Genomic DNA, 414 nt, shown 5'->3' with positions numbered 1-414 from the left:
TGACCTGAGACGTTTCTTGTAGCCATCCGGCAAGTGAGTTCTCTTTTATCCTAGGGACAAGGAGGACTCGATGAAGAAGCGATTTACCGACGAGCAGATCATCCGCATCTTGCGCGAGGCCGAGAGCCGGGATGAGCCGGTGAAGGATCTATGCAAGCGCCACAACATTTCGGAACAGACGTTCTATCGTTGGCGCAACAAGTTCGGCGGGATGGACGTGGCTGACGCTCGTCGGCTCAAGGAGCTGGAATCGGAGAACGATCGGCTCAAGCGCCTGATCGCCGAGCAGATGCTGGTCATCGACGGCCTGAAGGAGTTCAGCCGAAAAAAATGATCACCCCGACGGGCCGGCGCGAAGCGCTGGAAGTCCTGACTCGGCGGGGGCTCTCGCAACGCAAGGCATGTCGCTACCTG

Annotated in this window: 1 pseudogene; it reads left to right on the top strand. The window is 58.2% G+C overall.

From position 1 onward, the window contains the following. Positions 1-70: 70 nt before the first annotated feature. A pseudogene (locus tag HWX00_RS36580) lies at positions 71-414 on the top strand (transposase); the annotation flags it as partial.

It is taken from the genome of Burkholderia seminalis DSM 23518 (assembly GCF_902832885.1).
GTDB classification, from domain to species: domain Bacteria; phylum Pseudomonadota; class Gammaproteobacteria; order Burkholderiales; family Burkholderiaceae; genus Burkholderia; species Burkholderia seminalis.
Note: the sequence above shows the minus strand (reverse complement) of the source record. Positions and strands in the feature narration are given on the sequence as shown.